We start from the raw sequence: 18,811 nt of genomic DNA, 5'->3' as shown, positions 1-18,811 counted from the left end.
AATTTCGCTGGAACCGGGGCGCCTACCGGCGAGCCCAAACTCCCCGGAAAAATCTAGGATTTCCCCGAAGAACCCTTCAACTGCTCCAGCACTTTAAAGGGGTTTTCCCGTTGCTCACCCGCTTCAGACTCCTTCTCACCGACATGGAAACTGTCCTTAGAGACACATTCCGCATCGTGATAAGCCACCATCGGCAGATTAAGCAAAATTTCATCTTCCAGGATCTGGTGTAGGTTTAGCTCATCGCTATCCTGAATAACCGGATCCAGGTCTTTGGGGAGGGCCTTGCCCTGCTCTTCAGACCAAACGATACCCCAGCAAAATTGCGCTTCGAGCTGCTCGCGCACGGGGTGTAGGCAACGTTGGCATAGTAAATCCACCGTGCACGACACCTTGCCACTAACAGTGAGGTGATTTTGCAGGTCGCGACCAAACTGAATATCAGCCACAACCTCCCCTTCCACAGACTCTACAGCCTCACGGAGGCGCCCCAGTGATTCCAGAGGCAAAATACCTTCCAGATACTGTTCGCGCTGCACCAATTTTCGAGCGTCAACGCTCTTTGGCAATACTGATTTAGAGGGGGCTATCGACATAAGCGCGCAATTCTATGGACTCACCCTACCCTTGTCAAAACAATTCAGTCACTGCAGTATCGCTCGGTCACAAACATTGACCAAACAACCATGGAACTGCCCAAATAATGGCCTCTCCACTGATACTAGCCTCCAGCTCCCCCTATCGAAGAGCGTTACTACAACAGCTCAACCTGCCCTTTCGCCACGCGGCACCTCATATAAATGAAGAAGCCAGGCCAGGGGAAGGTGCAGGCGCGCTAGCCCTGCGACTCGCACAGGAAAAAGCCCAGGCCTTGGTAAAAGATCACCCCAAAGCCCTAATCATCGGCTCAGACCAGGTAGCAGAATATGAAGGCGGGATTCTAGGCAAGCCCGGCAACCGCACCAAAGCCATTGCCCAGCTACAAGCCTGCTCTGGCAACAAAGTCATATTTCACACCGGCCTGTCACTCTTAGACAGCGAAAGCGGCCGCCAAGCAAGCACTGTGGAAACTTTCACGGTGTATTTCCGCCCGCTCAGCCTGGCGCAGATTGAAAGATATGTGGAGCTAGAAGAGCCCTACGATTGTGCCGGATCTTTTAAAGTTGAGGGCCTCGGTATCGCCTTATTTGAAAAACTCGACGGCACAGACATCAACACCCTTGTGGGCCTTCCCCTTATCCGCTTGGTAGATCTACTCGGTGAATTTGGCATAGACCCTCTACAACCAGCTCCCGAATCAACGCCTAAGGAGTGAGAGGAGCCCAATCCAGTAAGCCTGCAAATTCGTCGATAATCGCCTGGGGACGATACTCCTGCAGGCGAGTCGGGCAGTGAGCCCCGTAACTAACGCCGATTGAAGACATACCTATCGCCGCCGCCATCGCCAAATCATAAGTAGTGTCGCCGACCATCACCGCCTCACCAACCCCGCATCTGATTTCGACCAGTAGCTCACTGAGCATGCGCGGATCGGGCTTGGAGGCAGTTTCATCCGCGCAGCGGCTCGCCACAAACAAATGCCCCAGACCATGCTCCTCAAACTCCCGGTTGAGACCGCGACGACTTTTTCCTGTAGCAACCGCCAACTGGTGCCCCCGAGAGAGCAATTCATCCAGAGTATCCAACACTCCCTCAAATAAGGGCACAGGCTCCACCCGCGCAGCCATCCACTCCTCCGAATAGAATTGCCTCAGCGCTTGTCGATCCCCATCGGGAGCCTCTGGAAAAAGGGTGGCTGCCGCCTCCGGCAAACCCAACCCAATAATATTACTCACCGCATCAGGGGTAAGCGCAGGCAAGCCAACCCGCTCAGCTGCACGCAGCATACAGGCCACAATCCGCGCCTCAGAATTACAAACAGTGCCATCCCAATCGAGGATCACCAGCATCGCTTACCGCCCTACTCTTCCCGCAACTTCTTCAATAACGCCTGCATTTCAGTGGGCAGGGGCGCTTCGACACTCACAGCGGTACCATCTGGCAGGGTACAGCGCACAGAAGCAGAATGCAGGAAAAGGCGCTTTAGCCCACGCTCGCGAAAAGCGCGGTTATCCTCGTCACTGGTGTATTTGCTATCGCCCGCCAAGGGGCAACCGACAAACTGAGCATGCACGCGAATCTGGTGGGTGCGACCGGTTACCGGCTCTGCGGCCAGCAGTGTTGCCGCCTTGAAGCGCTCCAGCACCTGGAAGCGCGTCTCGGATGTTTTGCCATCCTGGTGCACCGAAACCATCCGCTCGCCACTCTTGAGGGTATTCTTGCGCAGAGGAGCCTCAACAACCTTTCTGCCCCGGGGCCACTTACCCACTGCCAGCGCCAAATAAGACTTCCCTATTCGGCCACCTCTCAGCTCCGACTGCACATGCTGCAAAACGTTGCGCTTGCGGGCCACCATAATTGCACCGCTCGTATCCCGATCGAGGCGATGCACCAGTTCAATAAATGGGCTCTGCGGATACATCTGCCTGAGCACCTCAATCAATCCAAGCCGGACTCCACTGCCACCGTGAACGGCAAGCCCCGCGGGCTTATTGATCACAAGCAGGCCATTTTCATCATAAAGAATGGAATCTCGCACCAACTGGCGCAGCTGCTCTCCCGCAAGGGGGGCAGGAGCCTGCTCTGCGGCACGAATTGGCGGCACACGCACCACATCGCCCGCTGCCAGCTTGTATTCCGCCTTGACCCGTCCTTTATTTACTCTTACCTCGCCCTTACGCAGGATTCGGTAGACACGTGAACGGGGCACACCTTTTAGGCGTGCCTGCAGGAAATTATCAATCCTCTGACCAGCCAGCTCTTCCGGCACAGTTAAAAGCTGCACGCCACCAGAGGGATTCCAGGTATCAGAGGGAGTGTCGGCCGCAGCCGTTTTCGTTTTAAGGGGAGGTGTACTTCGCATGACGCGCATCATAGCGCCGCTTAGGGGACAATTGAAGCACCTCCCTGCCCGTGCTATATTCGGCCGGCCTGAATTCGGCTGGTTTTCGGCCATTGGCGGCTTCCCACATGAAGAGATAGCCATGGCTTCAGAGAAAATACCGCTGTTCGGCCAGTGCGCGGGCATACCCGCGTTATTGATAAAAACTGAGCTGATGAGTGCTTCCCAAAACGAGAATCTCAAGGGGGCCTCACCGGCACAACAGCCCACAGTTAAGTGGGTAACAATCGCGAAGGTAAGACGGGCCGCGACCCGCAGCGCTTGAAAGGACGACTCAAAATTTGCGTCCCGCTCTGCAGATAATGCCAGCGACCGAACTGGCAACCAGGCTAAAACTGCTTCCAATGACCTGGTCAACAAAATATAGAAGAAAGGTACCGGCCAAAAGCCGAGCTGCAGAGCCAGTAATAATGACGCAAACCTTGCCACCCAGCTTGAAACAGACCGAAGGGTGGCGCCCAATCCGGCCATGGAAACCCACGGCCCCGGTACAGGGCAGTACTAAACATAAGGTACTAAAGGAAGAAAGGTACTAATAAGTACCAACGGATAACACCACAGCAGCGTGTATCCGGAGTTTTTGCAGTGAAAATATTGGGCGAACGCTCGTCTCGAAAAGCCGCGTAGACTGAATTTGCGGAACAGACAGCCTCTCTCATTTCTCTGCCCCGCCACCAGGTCCTCTCCTCTTGGCGGCCAACAATCAAGCCTGCAACTAGCGGTGTCAAACCTTTGCGCAAAGCAAGGAAATCGACACGCATGAAGAGAATGCTGATCAACGCAACCCAGCCTGAGGAGTTGCGTGTAGCCCTGGTAGATGGCCAGTGGCTCTATGACTTGGATATTGAAAATCGCACCCGCCAGCAGAAAAAAGCCAACATCTACAAAGGTAAAATTACCCGCGTAGAACCCTCGCTCGAAGCCGCATTTGTCGACTATGGCGAAGAGCGCCACGGCTTCCTTCCCCTGAAAGAAATCTCCCGCGAATACTTCCTCAAACAGCCCAAGGACATCGAAGGCCGTATCAAGATTAAAGATGTCGTTAAAGAGGGAATGGAGGTCGTCGTTCAGGTCGATAAGGAAGAGCGCGGTAACAAAGGCGCAGCCCTGACCACCTTTATCAGCCTCGCCGGGCGCTACCTGGTACTGATGCCAAACAACCCCCGTGCCGGTGGTATCTCTCGCCGTATTGAAGGTGACGAGCGATCCGAGCTACGCGATGCCCTGGCAAGCGTAGACGTCCCCTCCGGCATGGGCATTATCGTGCGCACCGCCGGTGTTGGTCGCAGCGGCGAAGAACTGCAATGGGATCTCAATTATCTCCTGCAGCTGTGGAGCCTAATCAAAGAATCAGCGGACAAGAATAGCGCACCCGAATTCCTCTTCCAGGAAAGCAATGTAATCATTCGGGCGATTCGCGATTACATGCGCGATGATATTGGCGAAGTCATTGTCGACGATGCAGATGCCTTCAAGCTAGTAAAGGGCTTTGCCGAGCAGGTCATGCCCCACTACGCCCATAAGGTAAAGTTCTACGAAGATAGTATTCCGCTCTTCAACCGCTACCAAATTGAAAGCCAGATCGAGACCGCCTTTGAACGTGAAGTGAAACTTCCCTCCGGCGGCTCCATCGTTATCGATGTTACCGAGGCGCTAGTCTCTATCGACATCAACTCCTCCCGTGCCACCAAAGGCGGCGACATCGAGGAGACCGCGCGCAGTATCAACCTGGAAGCCGCCGACGAGATCGCTCGCCAGCTGCGCCTGCGCGACATGGGCGGCCTGGTAGTGATCGACTTTATCGACATGCAGAGCAAATCCAACCAGCGCGAAGTTGAGAAGCGCATGGAAAAAGCTCTCAGCATGGACCGCGCACGCGTACAGGTTGGCCGTATCTCCCGCTTCGGCCTGCTGGAAATGTCCCGTCAGCGCCTGCGTCCATCTCTTGGCGAAACCACCTTCCGCGTCTGCCCCCGTTGTAGCGGCCAAGGTACCATTCGCGGCACCAAATCCCTGGCCCTCTCAATCCTGCGCCTGGTGGAAGAAGAAGCCAAGAAAGAGCGCAGCGCAGAGATTCGCGCAATCACTCCGGTGAATGTCGCCACCTACCTTCTCAACGAGAAGCGCAAGGCTATTTCCCAGATTGAAGCGCGCAACAATACCCGTGTAGTGGTTGTACCCAACTCGGAGATTGAAACCCCCCACTTTGAAGTGCAGCGCCTGCGCGATGACGATACCTCTACCCTCGAAACCTCCTATAAAATTTCTGGAAGCGTTGAGGAAACCGTCACCAAGAAAGAAGAGCAGCCTAAGCGCCCACTGGCTCAACCGACTGTTCAGCCGCTCGCACACGCTGCACCGGCACCCACTCCCGAAAAGAAACCGGAGCCGGGTCTGTTTAGCCGTCTGATTAGTGCTATTGCGGAGCTTTTCACCAGCAAAGAAGAAGAGCCCAAAAAGCATCAAAAGTCGCAAAACCGCGGCAAAGATTACCAGCGCAACCGCAACCGTAATCGCAACCAGCGCGGTGGCAACCGAGGAAACCGCGGTGAGCGCCAGACACGCCGCAGAGACGATCGCCGCGAAGACGCCAAGAGCGAAGACCAGCGCGAGCCCAAGCAGACCGCAAAGCCGTACGATGAGCGCGACAGCGGAGCGGATCGTGGCGAGGGGCAGCGTCGCCGTCGTCGTCGTCGCAGCGGGGACAACCGCCGCAAGGACGAAAACCGCGGCAACATCTCCGACAGCAACACCAATGAAAATGCTACTCAAGTAGAAGAGAGCACTGATCAGCAGCGTCCGTCACGCCGCCCCAGCAATGTTCGCGGCCGCCCGCAAGCTCGACGCCGTGGCCGTCGTGCAGAAAACACTGCTGCCACAGCCGTAGCCCAAAGTCAGGAAGAGCTGAATCGCGAAGTCAATGAAGCCATTGACGAAGCAGAGAGCGAAGCCAGAAAATCCCGGGATACCACGGCCAAAAGCTCCAGCGACACTTCTAGCTCCAGCAACACTTCTGCAAGCGAGGTGCCAAGACCCAAAGCCAAGCACAGTGAACAGAAGACACCCGAACCCACTCAGGCTTCCAAACCCAAGCCCGCAGAGAAAGCGCCTACGCAAGCGCCCATTGCGTCAGAAGCAACTGCAGCGGCCAGAGTAAAAGCGGAGCCGACCACTTCCGCAACGGAGACCCAGCAAGCGGTAACACCTGCTGCAACCAAGGAAGCCCCCCAGGCAACCGCAAAGGCTTCTCAAGAAGCCACTAGCACCAAAACACCGGCAAGCGCTAAAACCGCGGAAGCCATTGTGGAGCAGCAGGACGCTGAGGAGACGGCCCTGCAGGAAGCCAGCGAGGCCGCAAAAGCAACTGAAAAGCAAAGTGATGCTATTGCCAGAGAAGAGATCATGGCCGAAGAAGCTATAGCTTCCGAGGAAATCAATGCTCCGGCAACCCAGGGGCGCGCAGGCAATGACCCGCGCATCAACCCCAAACCATTACTTGAGCTGGCTATCGTTACCGAGCACCGCGAGATGGGCTCACAGCAACCACTGGATACCGCTCAACCAGCGGCCATTGAGCACAGCCCACGCGCCCTGGCACGCCCAGCCAACGATCCGCGCATGGCTCGCCGGGTAGCGCAAACACAAACTGATACTGACCACAACTCAGCAGAAGCTGGCTAAACAGCGCCAATCAAAGCCCCCGGCAGCTAAGCTGCCGGGGGCTTTTTAATGCCTAAAGAATTCACCTAGATTGATCAATAATTCACCTAACTTATTGAACTTATTAAAAAATTTCACAAAGACGGTTGTATGTAGCACGAAGCTATGTATAATGCGCAGCACAATTTGGTGGGGTGGCTGAGTGGTCGAAAGCGGCGGTCTTGAAAACCGTTGACTGTAACAGGTCCCAGGGTTCGAATCCCTGCCCCACCGCCATATAAAAAAGAGCCCGGCTTTATGCCGGGCTCTTTCGTTTATGAGTTTGGCAATTCAGGGCCCAAGCCCACATCTTCGTTGAAGGGTAAAGCCTGCAAACCAACGAGTGAAACTAAACTAATTCCTGCACCATCACGCCCCTCAAGCTCTCAAGCACCCGCTTTCCTTTTTCAAGTGCCGCTTAACTTATTTTTTGCCTTTCAGGATTGCCGCATAATTGGCAAATGCCATTATCGCTAACGCAGTCCCCAGCAAGGAGTTAAGGAGCAATAAGAGCTCTCAGCCCAGCAGCTAGAATTCATCCTGCCAGCGGAATACTAAAAGCAACTTTCACAACACAACTAAGCTTGAGAAAAGAACCACTAACAGCGAGATAGGAACAGCAGTATTTGCTATAGCAGCACCAATGCTTGAGTCGTTTTATGCCAAGCAAGGCATAAAGTTAAGCGGCCATAGCGGCCAAGAGCAACGTCAAAGTATTTGTCTGCTGAGAAGTGAAAAGCCACAAGTAACCACTTAAATTTTCAGGCAATAGCGAAGGCCCCATACGCTACCTGCTCGCGATGCCCTTTCAAAAATTTCTGCCATTCAGGGGCAGTATAAGATTCCGCATCCAACCAAACCTGTACATATTCAGCAGCCAAAAAGATTGGGCTTCTATCGTGGCCAGCCGCTGCAACCTCAGGTGCCGGTTCATCAGTAATTAAGGTGCATGAGTAGTAGCCAACCTCCCCTCCAACAGATTCCCAGTAATCCCAGAGGATGGGTGCCCACATGATTTCTTTACCCAATGGAGTAAATTGAACCTGTGTCTTCCGCCCTTTGAGCTCCACCCACTCAAAGAAGCTGCAAAAAGGTAAAATGCCATGCTGGCGCCCTATTAAAGGCCGCCAAGTCTTTGCATCCAGCAATCTATCCAACCGGGCGTTATAGAGGCTATAGCGGGTCGATAGATCCACTGTAGAATTTGCAGACCGCAAGGAGTAGCGCAAAGGACGCAACCAGTTTTGCGCCCCATCACTAGTGATACCCGGCGTAAAATACCGTGGATATACTCTCTCACCCACCCCTGCCAAGCGAAATTGGCTCGCCCGGGGCTGCCCCTTCAAACCAAGAACCTGCTGAGCCTCTGCCCTGCCAGCAGAAACCTCCCACTTCTGGTCCAAGCGGAACTGCTGCCAAGCAAGAGCATCTCTCTTGTATTCAATGGGAAGTAATGACATGGATTTATCATTAGGAACCGTAAAGGAGTAACACATAAGAGCTCTCCATTCATCGTAGCGAAGCCATGTTCAAGGGGCTCAATTGGGCTAGCTGGCCACTACATGGGATATTTGTTATCTGAAGGAAGAAGGAATATAACCTAACCCCGATTGCAATAGTCATTGCGTCCAATATATTGGCATGTGCTTAGGTTCGTATGATTGGCACACCAAACAACCTGACAAAGATAAATCATAAATGGATACTAGTCCTACCATCTGTCTCACGGCTGCTTTGCCCAATGCCACTTTGAGCTGCGGCAAGTATTAATCAACAGTAAAAGTACTTACTGTGCAACGACAACCGCCTTGCTGATCAACACCCTCATACAATGGCTTGGCTACCATTGCTTTAAGGAAAACGCATTATGAAAATAGCAATTATTAGCTCTGGAGCTGGCTTGATTGGGCCAGCTAGATAATGCTTACTGCACTTATACTTGCCTCCCTCCTGAAATTTTAGCTTTCAGGAAGCACCCATTAACCATGCCATATAGCGCTTAGTAGAAAATCATTTACATGGAACGATTAACCAGCTCTAGATATCACTTTGAAAATGCTAAGATGTCTCTCCCAAATACTCTTTTTCTTATATTTTGAGCCATGGATAATTGTTTACTCTTTGACAATGATGGAACATTAGTTGATAGCGAGTATCTTTGTAACATAGGCCTCGTGCTAATGTTCAGGCGCTTTGGGATAGCACTGGATGCTGATGAGTTAGTGATCCGTTTCAGAGGATGGAAACTCTCAAGCCTACTATCTATTTTAGAAAAGGAAAATGGACTCGACCTGCCAGGAGATTTCGTACAAGAGTATCGAACTATAGTATCAGGCCTATTTAACAAAGAACTTAGACCTGTTGAAGGGGTAATTGAGGCTCTAGAAGCACTAGATGCCCCAAAGGCAGTGGTATCTAGCGGACCAATAGAAAAAATAAAGCATACTTTAGGCCTATGTGGTTTATCCAAATACTTTGGGGACAATTTATATAGCTCTTACGAGGTAGGTATTTGGAAGCCAGATCCAGGTATATATCTACATGCAGCCAAGCGGATGGGTTATCCTGTAGAAAACTGCATCGTTATTGATGATGGTCCCGTGGGCGTTAAAGCTGGTACAGATGCAGGAATGACAACCTTCTTCTTTAATAGATTTGAAGAGCAGTGCAACATTAAAGGTATTGTGAGCTTCACTACAATGGACGAGCTGCCTGGATTAGTAGGAAATACAAGAGATTAACAACACCAACAGAATTAGTCCTAGCTGTTTTGCTATTCTCCTTCAAGAGAATCAATCACCCGATCGATCTCCGCCTTATTTTCTTCAATAAGTCTATCTGAAAGAACCTTAAGCTTGTCAATTGATTTATAATCAAAAGGGCCAACAAATGGATCTATCAGTTGAATATTTAGGTAGTCATAGCTCACCCGCGAGGATGCTAAAGATTTTGCTATCTCTAGAGAAAATATTTGTTGATAATCCATAGATCTTGTCATACTAAATATAGCATCTTGAAACCAACGCAATTTCCCCCAGCTTTTCAAGCTCCTATAATTAAAATCCATAGTCTGCACCGGATGAATACCAGACCCAAGAATCAACACATAATAGTTTTTATCAGGAAACTCATTAATTACATCATGCAATATAATGCTAGCTGGGTCGTTAGCTGTGATTGCCGCATCTGCAAAATACCGATGGCTTAAAGTACCATCCGCAGTTACAAAATCTACTGGGGTGAAATAAGCTTCTGCGCTGGACGCTGCTAGAACCAGTTGATATAGGGTATTTGTTGGTAGCTTACCTACCTCATCTCCCCGGTTCTTAAACAGATGCAATTGGCCATTATGTATATCCAGAGAAGGAATGATTACATAATTGTTCAAACTAGTGAAGTTCATCTGAGTGGAGTAATTTTTCTTTAACACTTTACACAGGTGACTTCCCTTAAACTTAGGGGAAAGATAACCATTGGCCGTTAAAATGTTGTGATACCAAGGTGCAGAAAAAATGTACTCACTTTCGTTTTCATAAATACTGATTAGCTTTTCATTTTTTGAGAGAGTTTTCCCCGAGTCTAAGCGGTTAAACTCCGCATCCGGTATATTTAAACTGGTTGCAATAATTGCACCCGTCGACACCCCACTAAACACATCGAAAAATTCCTCAATGGGCCTGCCAAGCTGTTCCTCAATATAGCGCATCAGATAGAGGGGAATAAGGCCGCGAACACCGCCACCTTCGATAATCAAGATATTAATTGTTTCTTTCTTTTTAAGGTCCTCATTACTCTTTATTAGCTCGCTCGCAATTGGCTGCGATTCAAACTTTACTCCTTGGATAAACTGATGGTTATAGAAATACACCAGCAGACCCAAAATGAGCACAATAATGGCCGTAATATACCTGACCTTCATTAGAGCACCTCAAACCTTTCCATATATTATAAGAACATTGATCATGCTTATTGATTACTTTTATAGCCACGTGAATTTGACCGACAATCCACAACCACAAACCACCAGCTCTTTAATCGTTTATGATAATTTGAGCTAGCAATCACGCTGAAACTCTATGACTCAGACTTTTCGGTAATAATAGATGCTCTATCAATGAACTTTACAGATTGCTTGATCCTTGCTTACAGCATTCCTACAGCCGGCAATACCAATATGCAAATGTGATATGAGTAAAGGCAAATTTATAATTGGATGTATTGACGAATCAAATCAAATATGACTGTTAATGTGCTCAATTATGTAAAAAAGTGCGCTTCAATCCCTACAACAGGCTTCAAATATGAGATACTTCGCGCCTATAAAATCAAAGCCTCTATCGTAGCAGGAAGGGTATATGAGCAAATTTGCGATCGGTCTGGCGGCTATCTTATTAGCCGGGTGTAGCGCTACGACGAGCATTACACAAAAAAGCGCTAGCGAAGTTCGCCAGGCAGTGGCAATACAGATTACCGCCGATGAGAGTGCAACTGAATATAGCGGCCCCCCAATGCAGGGGACCACAGACGGTTCCGCTTACAATTTGTACTACTATAAAATGCGTGCTCTTGCCCCCAGTGATGGTACCTCCCCTCAGTATCTGCTACAGATTGATATTACTTACCGGGAAAACTGGCGCAACTATGAAAAAGCGATCTTAGGTAGTGGAGGCCAGCTTGAATTCTCTCAGCTGAATAGAAAAACACTCAACTGCGCTTCAACGAATAGCTGCATGCTTGAAGAGACATTAGAGGTAGCATTGAGCGAGGATCAAATTACCGACGCCCTCAAACGCCGAGATAAACTGAGAGTGAAACTGTACGCAAAATCAGGGCATCGCTCAGTTATTGATGTTCCCAGCTCATATCTAATGGGTTTTTACTCTGCTGTTGTCAATAGACAAGGCTAGGGGACGGGAGGCCGCAGTAGCTACTTCGCGGCCTCTGTTTTATGACCAGAAAAATTAGCTCTTACCAGATTTTTATAGGCCTTCAACAGTTTTAGCCAACCCCTCTTCTACAGTTACCGGTGGTTCCCAGCCCAGTAATAGCTTGGTTTTCTCGATATCCACTTGCAAGGAGCCACACAAACGATCAGCTATGGCCTTTTTTCCCAAAAGGGTGAGAGTGAATGTCAGCACAGATTCCGGCACGGGTACTAATCGGGCATGACAGCCCAGAGCGCTGGCGAGTCGCACCAGCAAACCTGTGATGGACATATCTAAGTCATCGGACACAAGGAAGATTTGGTTTCTGGCCTTTGGATGAGCAATACAAACTGCAATCAAATCGATCAGGTTATAGACAGAGACCAAGCTGCGACGATTCTCTATCGAGCCCAAGGGTAGCGGGACACCTTTCTGAAGCCATCGCATCATGGATTGAAAGTTGGCCTTCACCCCCGGTCCATACACCAATGGTGGGCGGATAATGACTACTTCCAAACCTGTTTCCTCAGCCAAGGCCAGCAGCGCATCCTCAGCTTCTTTTTTAGAAATGGCATAGGGATCGGCCGGATGTGGGGCTTCCTCAGCAGTAAATGGCGCCCTACCGGTGGTAGACTCCCCGTTCACCTTAATAGAGCTCAGGAAGATAAATCTTTTCACTCCAGATAAGGCAGCCTGACGAGCAAGCTGGAGGGTGCCTTCCAAGTTTACTTTACGAAACTCTGCCAGGGGATCAGCAGCACTTTCATGCATTACGTGAACTCGCGCAGCTGCATGAATGACAACGTCAATATTTCTGAGAGCGGAATTCCAATCAGTCTCCGCGTCTATTTGCGGTATCTGAAGCCCTCCCTCAATCGCTTGACGATACACGGGCAGTACATTAAAGCCTTTATCTCGTAGGGCCGGCATGAGCGCTCTACCTACAAAGCCACTGGCACCAGTCAACAATACACGTTCTTCCACAAATTTCGCTCATTTCAAGTCCTACTGGTGAAACAGTCTACAGATAGCAAAGCGGTGAGTCACTGCTAGAGAAATTGATTGCCAGCAAGAACAAGAGCGGGAGCCCTTGATAAGCCATCCCAAGTTAAAACCAACATGCACCATGCACCTAGGCCGAGTTCACAACTTGTTGAACTACCCAAAAAGTTGGAGCTATATTCGATCCCTTCAGAGAGGCTCAATCCTTAGAATTTTTCCCGAGTTCGCAATACCGGCGCCGATCCCTCTCAGCATTCTTTACTCTTGATCTAACATTCTCCAGTGCTCGTTCATGGGGCTCTGCGGTTTCCGAAGTGCCCCACTTAACTTCCCAGTCCTCTCGAGCCTGCAAGCAAGCCTTAGCTTGACGGTACTGCCATTGCGCCTCGGCACAGGAGTTTAAATTCTGTGGTGCCTTGCGATCACAAATACGGTGGTACCTTTTACGGGCCAAGTTCGGTTTGAAATCGATTTCGGTGACGGCGTCGAAATGACGTATAGGTGGCGTTTTTACTCTTTGCGAGGTTGAAACATCTCTGGCAATGGTCCTAAAAATTACAATCCCAAGAAGCTCACTCGATGCATATTGGTTTTGAGGTGTAGCTGCAATCTTTTTAAATGGCGAACAGCTCTCAGTTAAATGAAGCTGCTTGATATTTGCATTACCCGATTGCCAGTAATAACCACTAGAAGAATATCCAAGCTGTAATCCTACAGTACTGTAAGAGAATCCAAAAATTAAAAAAAACAATAGAACTTTTAAACTATTTGATACCTCCCTACTTCCTCTGTTATCACTAATAGGCATATAGAACCCCAGATAAATTGCAATTCCTGGATTAATACTTACAAGCCTTTAAAAGACTTATAAAGATAAGAGGTTACTGTGAAACTCACAAGAAAACCAAAGATCAGTCTAATGTCCTAAACCTATGGTCCCAACAGCTCTCGATCAGTGTCCAAGCATCGCTTAAAGGTGCTTTTGCAACTCTTTTTGGTTTAAAACGGGTGTAATCCAGATTTCAGCATTTAAAGCAGAGAAAAATTTTTCATTGTAAGCCATCAAATGATCCTGTCGCTTTTCCTCCAGGATAAAAATGGCTCCACGTTTGCCATCTTCAAGAAAAAAATAAGAGGACTCCGGCTCTGCAGAGGCAATGAAGTCATTAAATACCCTCGACATAGACTTGTCGGCAATAGCATTGTTTCCGCTCTTAACGGGGATCAGGATTTTCATCAAAAGACGCATCTGACATCCTTTCATTTCTGATTGAGGTTATGAGTCCCAACCATAGTCAATGCCCAGCTACTCAAGGAGTATGAGATGACTATTCCCACTCTTAGATACATGACTGATAAGTAGATTACCTATGCCTTTACAGTGCTTTGACTGTTGTCATCCTGATCTGAGGGTTTTTCTACCCAACGAATCCACTTGAGATCCACCACCATAACGGTATAAAGCACCGGCACCAATAGTAAGGTGCCACAAGTCGCCAAAATCAACCCTCCGATTTGGGCAAAACACAAGGGTTGCCATAGCGGGCCTCCATGAAAGGCGAGAGGTATCAGGGCACAGGTGGTAGCCGCAATAGTGATTAGTATTGGCCTTAGTCGTAAAATGCCCGCATCTAATAGCGCCTCTCTAAATGGATCGCCAGCGGCATGGCGTACTTCAATAAAGTCAAACAGGACAATAATATGGCTAACAATCACCCCTACCAAGCTGACAATACCCAGAAAGGCCATAAAACCAAACGGTTGGCGGGTGATATATAACGCAGCCAAAGCACCAACCATTCCAAGTGGCACCGTAGCAAATACCACTAGTGGTTTTAAAAGATTACTGAATTGGAATACCAGGGCCAGAAAAATTGCACCAGAAGAAACACCAAGAATCATGAGCAACTGTGAAAAGCCATGTTTGGAGTTTGCCGCATCTCCAGAAGCCTGTAGCTGATAACCACTCGGCAATGTTTTCTGTAAGGCCTCCAGCTCTTGTTTAACATCGCCCATAATATCCGAGGATATAAATCCACTATAAGGATAGGCGAACACTGTGATAGTTCGAAATTTTTCCAGCCGTCGAATTCTTTCAGTTTTGAAGTCGACACCAGTTGTTGCAACCTGCTCCAGCGGCACTCTAACTTCACTATCAGAGGCAAATACATAGAGGTTATTGATATCCTGCAAGCGCCCTAGCTGATCTAGTCGCAGACGAGCAACAATGGGAATTTCTTTATCCCCCTGACGTAACGTAGCAACCTCATTACCATTAATTGCGGTTGATGAAGAAAGAGCGATATCCGAATTGGTAACCCCGGACATCGCTGCACGATCTTCCAAAACATTCATATTCAGAGTTAAGCTCTCATCCCCCCAGTCCTGCCGCACAGTGCGCGCATAGGGAGACTGCTGTACAATAGCCCTTACTTTTTCTGCAATCTGACGCAGAGTAAAAATATCCCTCTTTTCCTCTTCGGACCCAGTTGTTACCCGCCCGGACACCCGAATCTCAAATGGATAATCCACCGGCGTTGTTTGCAGTTGACGGACATCCAGATAGGCACCTGGAATCTTTGCACTGAGAGCTTTCTGGAGTATCGGCACTAATTCTGGGGTTAAATCTTTATTACTAAGTCGAATTATTATCTGCCCATAATTGGCCTGCTGAGGTCGCGGATTTACGGTGTACCAAAAGCGCGGGGCTCCTCCTCCGACAGTCGTACTGAGAGCTTGCAGGATTGACTCATCAAGATCTTTACTACTCGCTCCTTGATGTTTGGCAATGGTCTCCCGTATTACCTGCTCCGCTTGTTTGGCTACATTATCCGTAGCATCAATACTCGCATCATTTTGCAGCCAGATATCCACATAGGAAAGGTATTGAACATCATCGGGGAAAAAAGCATTTTTTAGCTGGGTTTTCAAGGCAAACCCGGCTATCAAAACTATTAAAAACCCTAACAAAACAAGCTTCCGATTATCTATTGCCCAATTAGCGGTACGATAATAGAAGCCGGTAAGTCCATGCTTTCTTCGTTCTGCCAAACTGGGCTCGGTATGCTTTGGCGGACGCAAAACGAGATTTCCAATAAAGGGGAGAAAGGTCATGGATACGATACGTGAAGCAATCAGGGCGCTTGCCATAACAACCGGTAGGCTATGCAAAAAATCCCCTTGATTACCGGTTAATAGTAAGAAAGGCAGGTAAGCCACTACGTTAGTCAGCGTTGCAAAGAAAATCGCCTTGGCCAGTAAAGTTGGCCCGAGCCAAGCAGCGATAAAGGATGGTTTACCCGCGGCCATTTGTCGTTTAATGGCATCCCCTGCAACGACAGGGTCGTCCACCAATAGCCCCAAAGCAATAATCAGTGCTGCAATAGAGACCTGCTGGATTTCCACCCCCATAAATTGGATAAAACCAAACGTCATCGCCAAGGTAATCGGGATGGAAATCATTAACAGCACAGCAGAACGCCAATCTGAAAAGCCGATGAAGGCGACAATCACGACGAGAATAATGGCTTCGACCAAGGCCTCAATAAAAAGCCCGACACTCTCTTTTACCTGTCGGGGCTGATCAGAGACACGCTCAATAATTAAATCCGGCGGCAAGTCAGCTCTGACTTTATCCAGTAATTGAGTGAGTACCTTACCCAGCTCACCAATCTGTTCTCCGGCACGCATTTGCACCGACAAGTTAACACTGCGATGGCGATGCCAGGCTCCATCGTGCTTTGACCTACTGATGTAATAATTCAATAACTGCGGCGGCAACTCATAACCCATTGAGACATCTAATACACCCCGTAGGTAAACCGGAGTACCCTCCTGGCTCAGGGCTACAGGCACGTCCCCGATTTCCTCGTAGTTGGTGAAATCTCCACTGGGAAATATTGCAACGTCCATATCCTCCACGGTTAGAGTACCGCCAGGGATAGTTGTATTACGCGCATTGAGTATCGGTGCGATCATATCCGGGCGCAGGCCGTATGAGGCAAGCCGTTCCTGAGAGTAAATCAAGTCGACTTGCTGGTGTAGTACCCCTGAGCGCAGCACCCGTTTAACCTGGGGCAGAGTACGGATATTGGCAGCAATGAGATCGGAGAAATCATCCAGTTGTCGATAGCTATATTTTGCCCCGGCCACCGCATCCAGTCTCTCACGTGTTTGTGCAATATCCCGCACGATAAACGGACTCCAGGCATCGGGAAAAAACTTCTGTGCGCTGAGCCGCTCATTCAAAAATCGCTTTTCCGCCAGCATTAACTCTTCATCACTCTTATCCGTTGTAAAGTCCACACCGATATAACCCGGTCCAGATAGGATTTTAAAAGCGATGCCGTAGCCCTCATCTTTCAGCCAACGGGAAAACACCCGAAACGCTGCCATGACATCGGCCCCGTACACTGAAAGTGGTAGGGCCACCATAATACTCACGCGCTGTTCCAATCCTTGGCGTTTATACTCTGCGCGGACTTCCGATATGGCCTCGCGAATATTCTCGGCCCTGAGACTAATCTCCGTCGCATCGGCACGAGGACTGGCCACCGCTAAAAGCACCGCTGCGGTATCCCCAAACTCGCTATTAAAAAGCGTGGCTTCTGCCCCAGATGGCAACGTACTTTGTGCATCTATCAGCTTTAAATTAATGTCATTAAATGCTTTAGTAACATCGGTATGAGGCGCCAACTGGGTTTGTACTATTGAGACCCCATTAAGAGTGAGTGATTTTATGGCGAAAGAGCGGGCATCAGGCTGGTATAAGTATTCACTCTGGGCGATGGCATTCTCTATACGGCGCGTTACCAATTCCTCTACCTTAATAGCACTCTGCCCGGGCCACTTGGTCGTTGCCGTTGCTATACGAACGGGAATATCTGGGTCCTTACTTTTTGGCATTACCAGGTAGGCAACCAAGCCCCAAAACATAACGCCAACCAATAGCGCCCAAGATATAGAGGCATTATCAACAAAAAAACGCGCGGTATTAAAGCGGTGTTCGCTCTCCGCTTCCAGGATTTCCTCTCGGGTTTTTTCGTCCTTAACCGCCATAGTAATTCCCTTAAAGCACTAGGGCACCACCCTCACCATTTGACCATCCTGTAGCTGTGCCGTGCCGTTGGAGACCACCCGCTCTCCAACCTCCAGCCCGCGCAGGATAACAATACGGTTCCCAAGTACCGCGCCTGGAACCACTCTGCGCAGTTTTGCCCGCAAGACATCTTTATCGACTTCCAAGACAAAAACCGCAAAGCCTCCCTCTTCATTGGTGGGGGTCACAAGGCAAGACAAAGGGATAACTACACGATTAGGAGGCTCTTGTGTTTTATCCAGCACAAGGCTCATTATCATGCCCGTTTTCAGCAGGGCATCGGGATTGGGCACCGTCACCGTTATGGCAAAAACCCTGGTGCGTTCCTCAGCTTTAGGTGAGACCTCAGAAACCTGCCCCGTAAAAACCTTTCCCGCTAAAGATTCTGTATGCATGGATAAAACACTGCCCAACTTGGCATAGCGCAAGACCACATCGGGTACATTAAAGACCACCTTGACGCGGGAAGTATCGGCAACGACAAAACCCACCGTATCCCGATGTACCAGGGTCCCAACCTCTATATTGCGCTGTAGTATGACCCCGGTGAGGGGGGAGCGAAGTACCGTGTCATTGAGGTCCTCTTTGGCGTTATCGAGCCGTGCTTTCGAACCCACCACTGCAGCCTGTGAAACCTCGTACTCTTCCCTAGCTGCATCGTAATCTGGTGCGGTAATACTTGCGGTGGCGAACAAGGCTGAGGCCCGTTTGTAATCCAAATCCGCTTTGCGCCTTGCAGCCTCTGCTTTACTCACATTCGCCGCGGCTTCCACGACTTTATCCCGGTATTGCTCGTCATTGACTATTGCCAGAGGCTCTCCTTGTATCACCCGATCCCCTCCCTGCAGTATGCGGGTTTCCCCCAAGGCCCTGCGGGATGGGATTTCATCGATATAACCCTCTGTGCGAAAAGCCACATTGACCTGGGTATAGGGATTAACCACTGCGGAGTAGGGGAAACCCTCAATACCCGTTTCGGTGCGCACTACAGTGGTCTGAACAGGCACCGGCTGTTTTCCTGGCGGCTCACCGTGACAAGCAGTAAGTAAAAGTAAAAGCAGCAGCCATGGGGTGGACCGTAGCACC

General features: G+C 49.5%; 15 protein-coding genes and 1 tRNA gene. 6 read left to right on the top strand and 10 right to left on the bottom strand.

Annotated features, from left to right (window positions below; translation table 11 throughout):
* Nucleotides 1-53: 53 nt before the first annotated feature.
* Nucleotides 54-596: a YceD family protein gene (locus FIU95_RS08725; protein WP_152453350.1), complete on the bottom strand. Its 543-nt coding sequence runs from the start codon at nucleotides 594-596 to the stop codon at nucleotides 54-56.
* A gap of 107 nt (nucleotides 597-703) precedes the next feature.
* Here FIU95_RS08725 and FIU95_RS08720 point away from each other — a divergent pair, with 107 nt between their 5' ends.
* Complete coding sequence (locus FIU95_RS08720; protein ID WP_152453349.1) at nucleotides 704-1,315, top strand: nucleoside triphosphate pyrophosphatase; 612 nt, start codon at nucleotides 704-706, stop codon at nucleotides 1,313-1,315.
* Here FIU95_RS08720 and FIU95_RS08715 read toward each other — a convergent pair.
* Together FIU95_RS08715 and rluC are read right to left on the bottom strand one after the other, a co-directional pair.
* Nucleotides 1,305-1,949, bottom strand: a complete 645-nt coding sequence (locus FIU95_RS08715) for an HAD-IA family hydrolase (RefSeq protein WP_152453347.1) — start codon at nucleotides 1,947-1,949, stop codon at nucleotides 1,305-1,307. The two genes, FIU95_RS08720 and FIU95_RS08715, sit on opposite strands and share 11 nt — an antisense overlap.
* An 11-nt stretch (nucleotides 1,950-1,960) precedes the next feature.
* Nucleotides 1,961-2,962 carry a 23S rRNA pseudouridine(955/2504/2580) synthase RluC gene (gene rluC / locus FIU95_RS08710; protein WP_253868983.1) on the bottom strand — a complete coding sequence of 334 codons (1,002 nt, stop codon included), beginning with the start codon at nucleotides 2,960-2,962 and terminating at the stop codon, nucleotides 1,961-1,963.
* Between rluC and FIU95_RS08705 the strand changes: the two genes are divergently transcribed.
* From FIU95_RS08705 to FIU95_RS08695, 3 genes are all read left to right on the top strand, one after another.
* A complete protein-coding gene (locus FIU95_RS08705) occupies nucleotides 2,961-3,266 on the top strand; it encodes a hypothetical protein (RefSeq protein ID WP_152453343.1) in 306 nt (101 codons plus the stop codon). The genes rluC and FIU95_RS08705 overlap by 2 nt on opposite strands.
* 494 nt (nucleotides 3,267-3,760) lie before the next feature.
* Nucleotides 3,761-6,682, top strand: a complete 2,922-nt coding sequence (locus tag FIU95_RS08700; protein ID WP_152453341.1) for an Rne/Rng family ribonuclease — start codon at nucleotides 3,761-3,763, stop codon at nucleotides 6,680-6,682.
* Nucleotides 6,683-6,849: 167 nt separating this feature from the next.
* A tRNA-Ser gene (locus FIU95_RS08695) sits at nucleotides 6,850-6,937 on the top strand.
* A gap of 524 nt (nucleotides 6,938-7,461) precedes the next feature.
* On the opposite strand, the gene FIU95_RS08690 is transcribed toward FIU95_RS08695, so the two are convergent.
* Complete coding sequence (locus tag FIU95_RS08690; RefSeq protein WP_152453339.1) at nucleotides 7,462-8,196, bottom strand: SOS response-associated peptidase family protein; 735 nt, start codon at nucleotides 8,194-8,196, stop codon at nucleotides 7,462-7,464.
* Between the two features lie 606 nt (nucleotides 8,197-8,802).
* Between FIU95_RS08690 and FIU95_RS08685 the strand changes: the two genes are divergently transcribed.
* Nucleotides 8,803-9,441, top strand: coding sequence for an HAD-IA family hydrolase (locus FIU95_RS08685; RefSeq protein ID WP_152453337.1), 639 nt, complete (start codon nucleotides 8,803-8,805; stop codon nucleotides 9,439-9,441).
* A gap of 32 nt (nucleotides 9,442-9,473) precedes the next feature.
* On the opposite strand, the gene FIU95_RS08680 is transcribed toward FIU95_RS08685, so the two are convergent.
* Complete coding sequence (locus FIU95_RS08680; protein WP_152453335.1) at nucleotides 9,474-10,619, bottom strand: patatin-like phospholipase family protein; 1,146 nt, start codon at nucleotides 10,617-10,619, stop codon at nucleotides 9,474-9,476.
* A gap of 436 nt (nucleotides 10,620-11,055) precedes the next feature.
* On the opposite strand from FIU95_RS08680, the gene FIU95_RS08675 reads away from it, so the two are divergent.
* Nucleotides 11,056-11,607 carry a hypothetical protein gene (locus FIU95_RS08675; protein ID WP_152453333.1) on the top strand — a complete coding sequence of 184 codons (552 nt, stop codon included), beginning with the start codon at nucleotides 11,056-11,058 and terminating at the stop codon, nucleotides 11,605-11,607.
* Between the two features lie 72 nt (nucleotides 11,608-11,679).
* On the opposite strand, the gene FIU95_RS08670 is transcribed toward FIU95_RS08675, so the two are convergent.
* From FIU95_RS08670 to FIU95_RS08650, 5 genes are all read right to left on the bottom strand, one after another.
* Nucleotides 11,680-12,609: an SDR family oxidoreductase gene (locus FIU95_RS08670; RefSeq protein WP_152453331.1), complete on the bottom strand. Its 930-nt coding sequence runs from the start codon at nucleotides 12,607-12,609 to the stop codon at nucleotides 11,680-11,682.
* A gap of 217 nt (nucleotides 12,610-12,826) precedes the next feature.
* Nucleotides 12,827-13,435, bottom strand: coding sequence for a hypothetical protein (locus FIU95_RS08665; protein ID WP_152453329.1), 609 nt, complete (start codon nucleotides 13,433-13,435; stop codon nucleotides 12,827-12,829).
* 162 nt (nucleotides 13,436-13,597) lie between these two features.
* Nucleotides 13,598-13,876, bottom strand: coding sequence for a hypothetical protein (locus FIU95_RS08660; RefSeq protein ID WP_152453327.1), 279 nt, complete (start codon nucleotides 13,874-13,876; stop codon nucleotides 13,598-13,600).
* Nucleotides 13,877-13,995: 119 nt separating this feature from the next.
* Nucleotides 13,996-17,685, bottom strand: a complete 3,690-nt coding sequence (locus tag FIU95_RS08655; RefSeq protein WP_152453325.1) for an efflux RND transporter permease subunit — start codon at nucleotides 17,683-17,685, stop codon at nucleotides 13,996-13,998.
* Nucleotides 17,686-17,703: 18 nt separating this feature from the next.
* Nucleotides 17,704-18,810, bottom strand: a complete 1,107-nt coding sequence (locus FIU95_RS08650; RefSeq protein WP_152453323.1) for an efflux RND transporter periplasmic adaptor subunit — start codon at nucleotides 18,808-18,810, stop codon at nucleotides 17,704-17,706.
* Nucleotide 18,811: the final 1 nt, after the last annotated feature.

Origin of the sequence: Microbulbifer sp. THAF38 (assembly GCF_009363535.1) — a bacterium.
Classification (GTDB): Bacteria; Pseudomonadota; Gammaproteobacteria; order Pseudomonadales; family Cellvibrionaceae; genus Microbulbifer.
This window is presented reverse-complemented; position numbering and strand designations above follow the sequence as displayed.

What these genes read in the sequence shown, in the direction of transcription:
- FIU95_RS08715 (WP_152453347.1), bottom strand. Translation starts at nt 1,949, where the DNA reads ATGCTGGTGATCCTCGATTGGGATGGCACTGTTTGTAATTCTGAGGCG.
- rluC (WP_253868983.1), bottom strand. Translation starts at nt 2,962, where the DNA reads ATGCGAAGTACACCTCCCCTTAAAACGAAAACGGCTGCGGCCGACACT.
- FIU95_RS08665 (WP_152453329.1), bottom strand. Translation starts at nt 13,435, where the DNA reads ATGCCTATTAGTGATAACAGAGGAAGTAGGGAGGTATCAAATAGTTTA.
- FIU95_RS08705 (WP_152453343.1), top strand. Translation starts at nt 2,961, where the DNA reads ATGACGCGCATCATAGCGCCGCTTAGGGGACAATTGAAGCACCTCCCT.
- FIU95_RS08675 (WP_152453333.1), top strand. Translation starts at nt 11,056, where the DNA reads ATGAGCAAATTTGCGATCGGTCTGGCGGCTATCTTATTAGCCGGGTGT.
- FIU95_RS08680 (WP_152453335.1), bottom strand. Translation starts at nt 10,619, where the DNA reads ATGAAGGTCAGGTATATTACGGCCATTATTGTGCTCATTTTGGGTCTG.
- FIU95_RS08690 (WP_152453339.1), bottom strand. Translation starts at nt 8,196, where the DNA reads ATGTGTTACTCCTTTACGGTTCCTAATGATAAATCCATGTCATTACTT.
- FIU95_RS08655 (WP_152453325.1), bottom strand. Translation starts at nt 17,685, where the DNA reads ATGGCGGTTAAGGACGAAAAAACCCGAGAGGAAATCCTGGAAGCGGAG.
- FIU95_RS08700 (WP_152453341.1), top strand. Translation starts at nt 3,761, where the DNA reads ATGAAGAGAATGCTGATCAACGCAACCCAGCCTGAGGAGTTGCGTGTA.
- FIU95_RS08725 (WP_152453350.1), bottom strand. Translation starts at nt 596, where the DNA reads ATGTCGATAGCCCCCTCTAAATCAGTATTGCCAAAGAGCGTTGACGCT.
- FIU95_RS08685 (WP_152453337.1), top strand. Translation starts at nt 8,803, where the DNA reads ATGGATAATTGTTTACTCTTTGACAATGATGGAACATTAGTTGATAGC.
- FIU95_RS08660 (WP_152453327.1), bottom strand. Translation starts at nt 13,876, where the DNA reads ATGCGTCTTTTGATGAAAATCCTGATCCCCGTTAAGAGCGGAAACAAT.
- FIU95_RS08720 (WP_152453349.1), top strand. Translation starts at nt 704, where the DNA reads ATGGCCTCTCCACTGATACTAGCCTCCAGCTCCCCCTATCGAAGAGCG.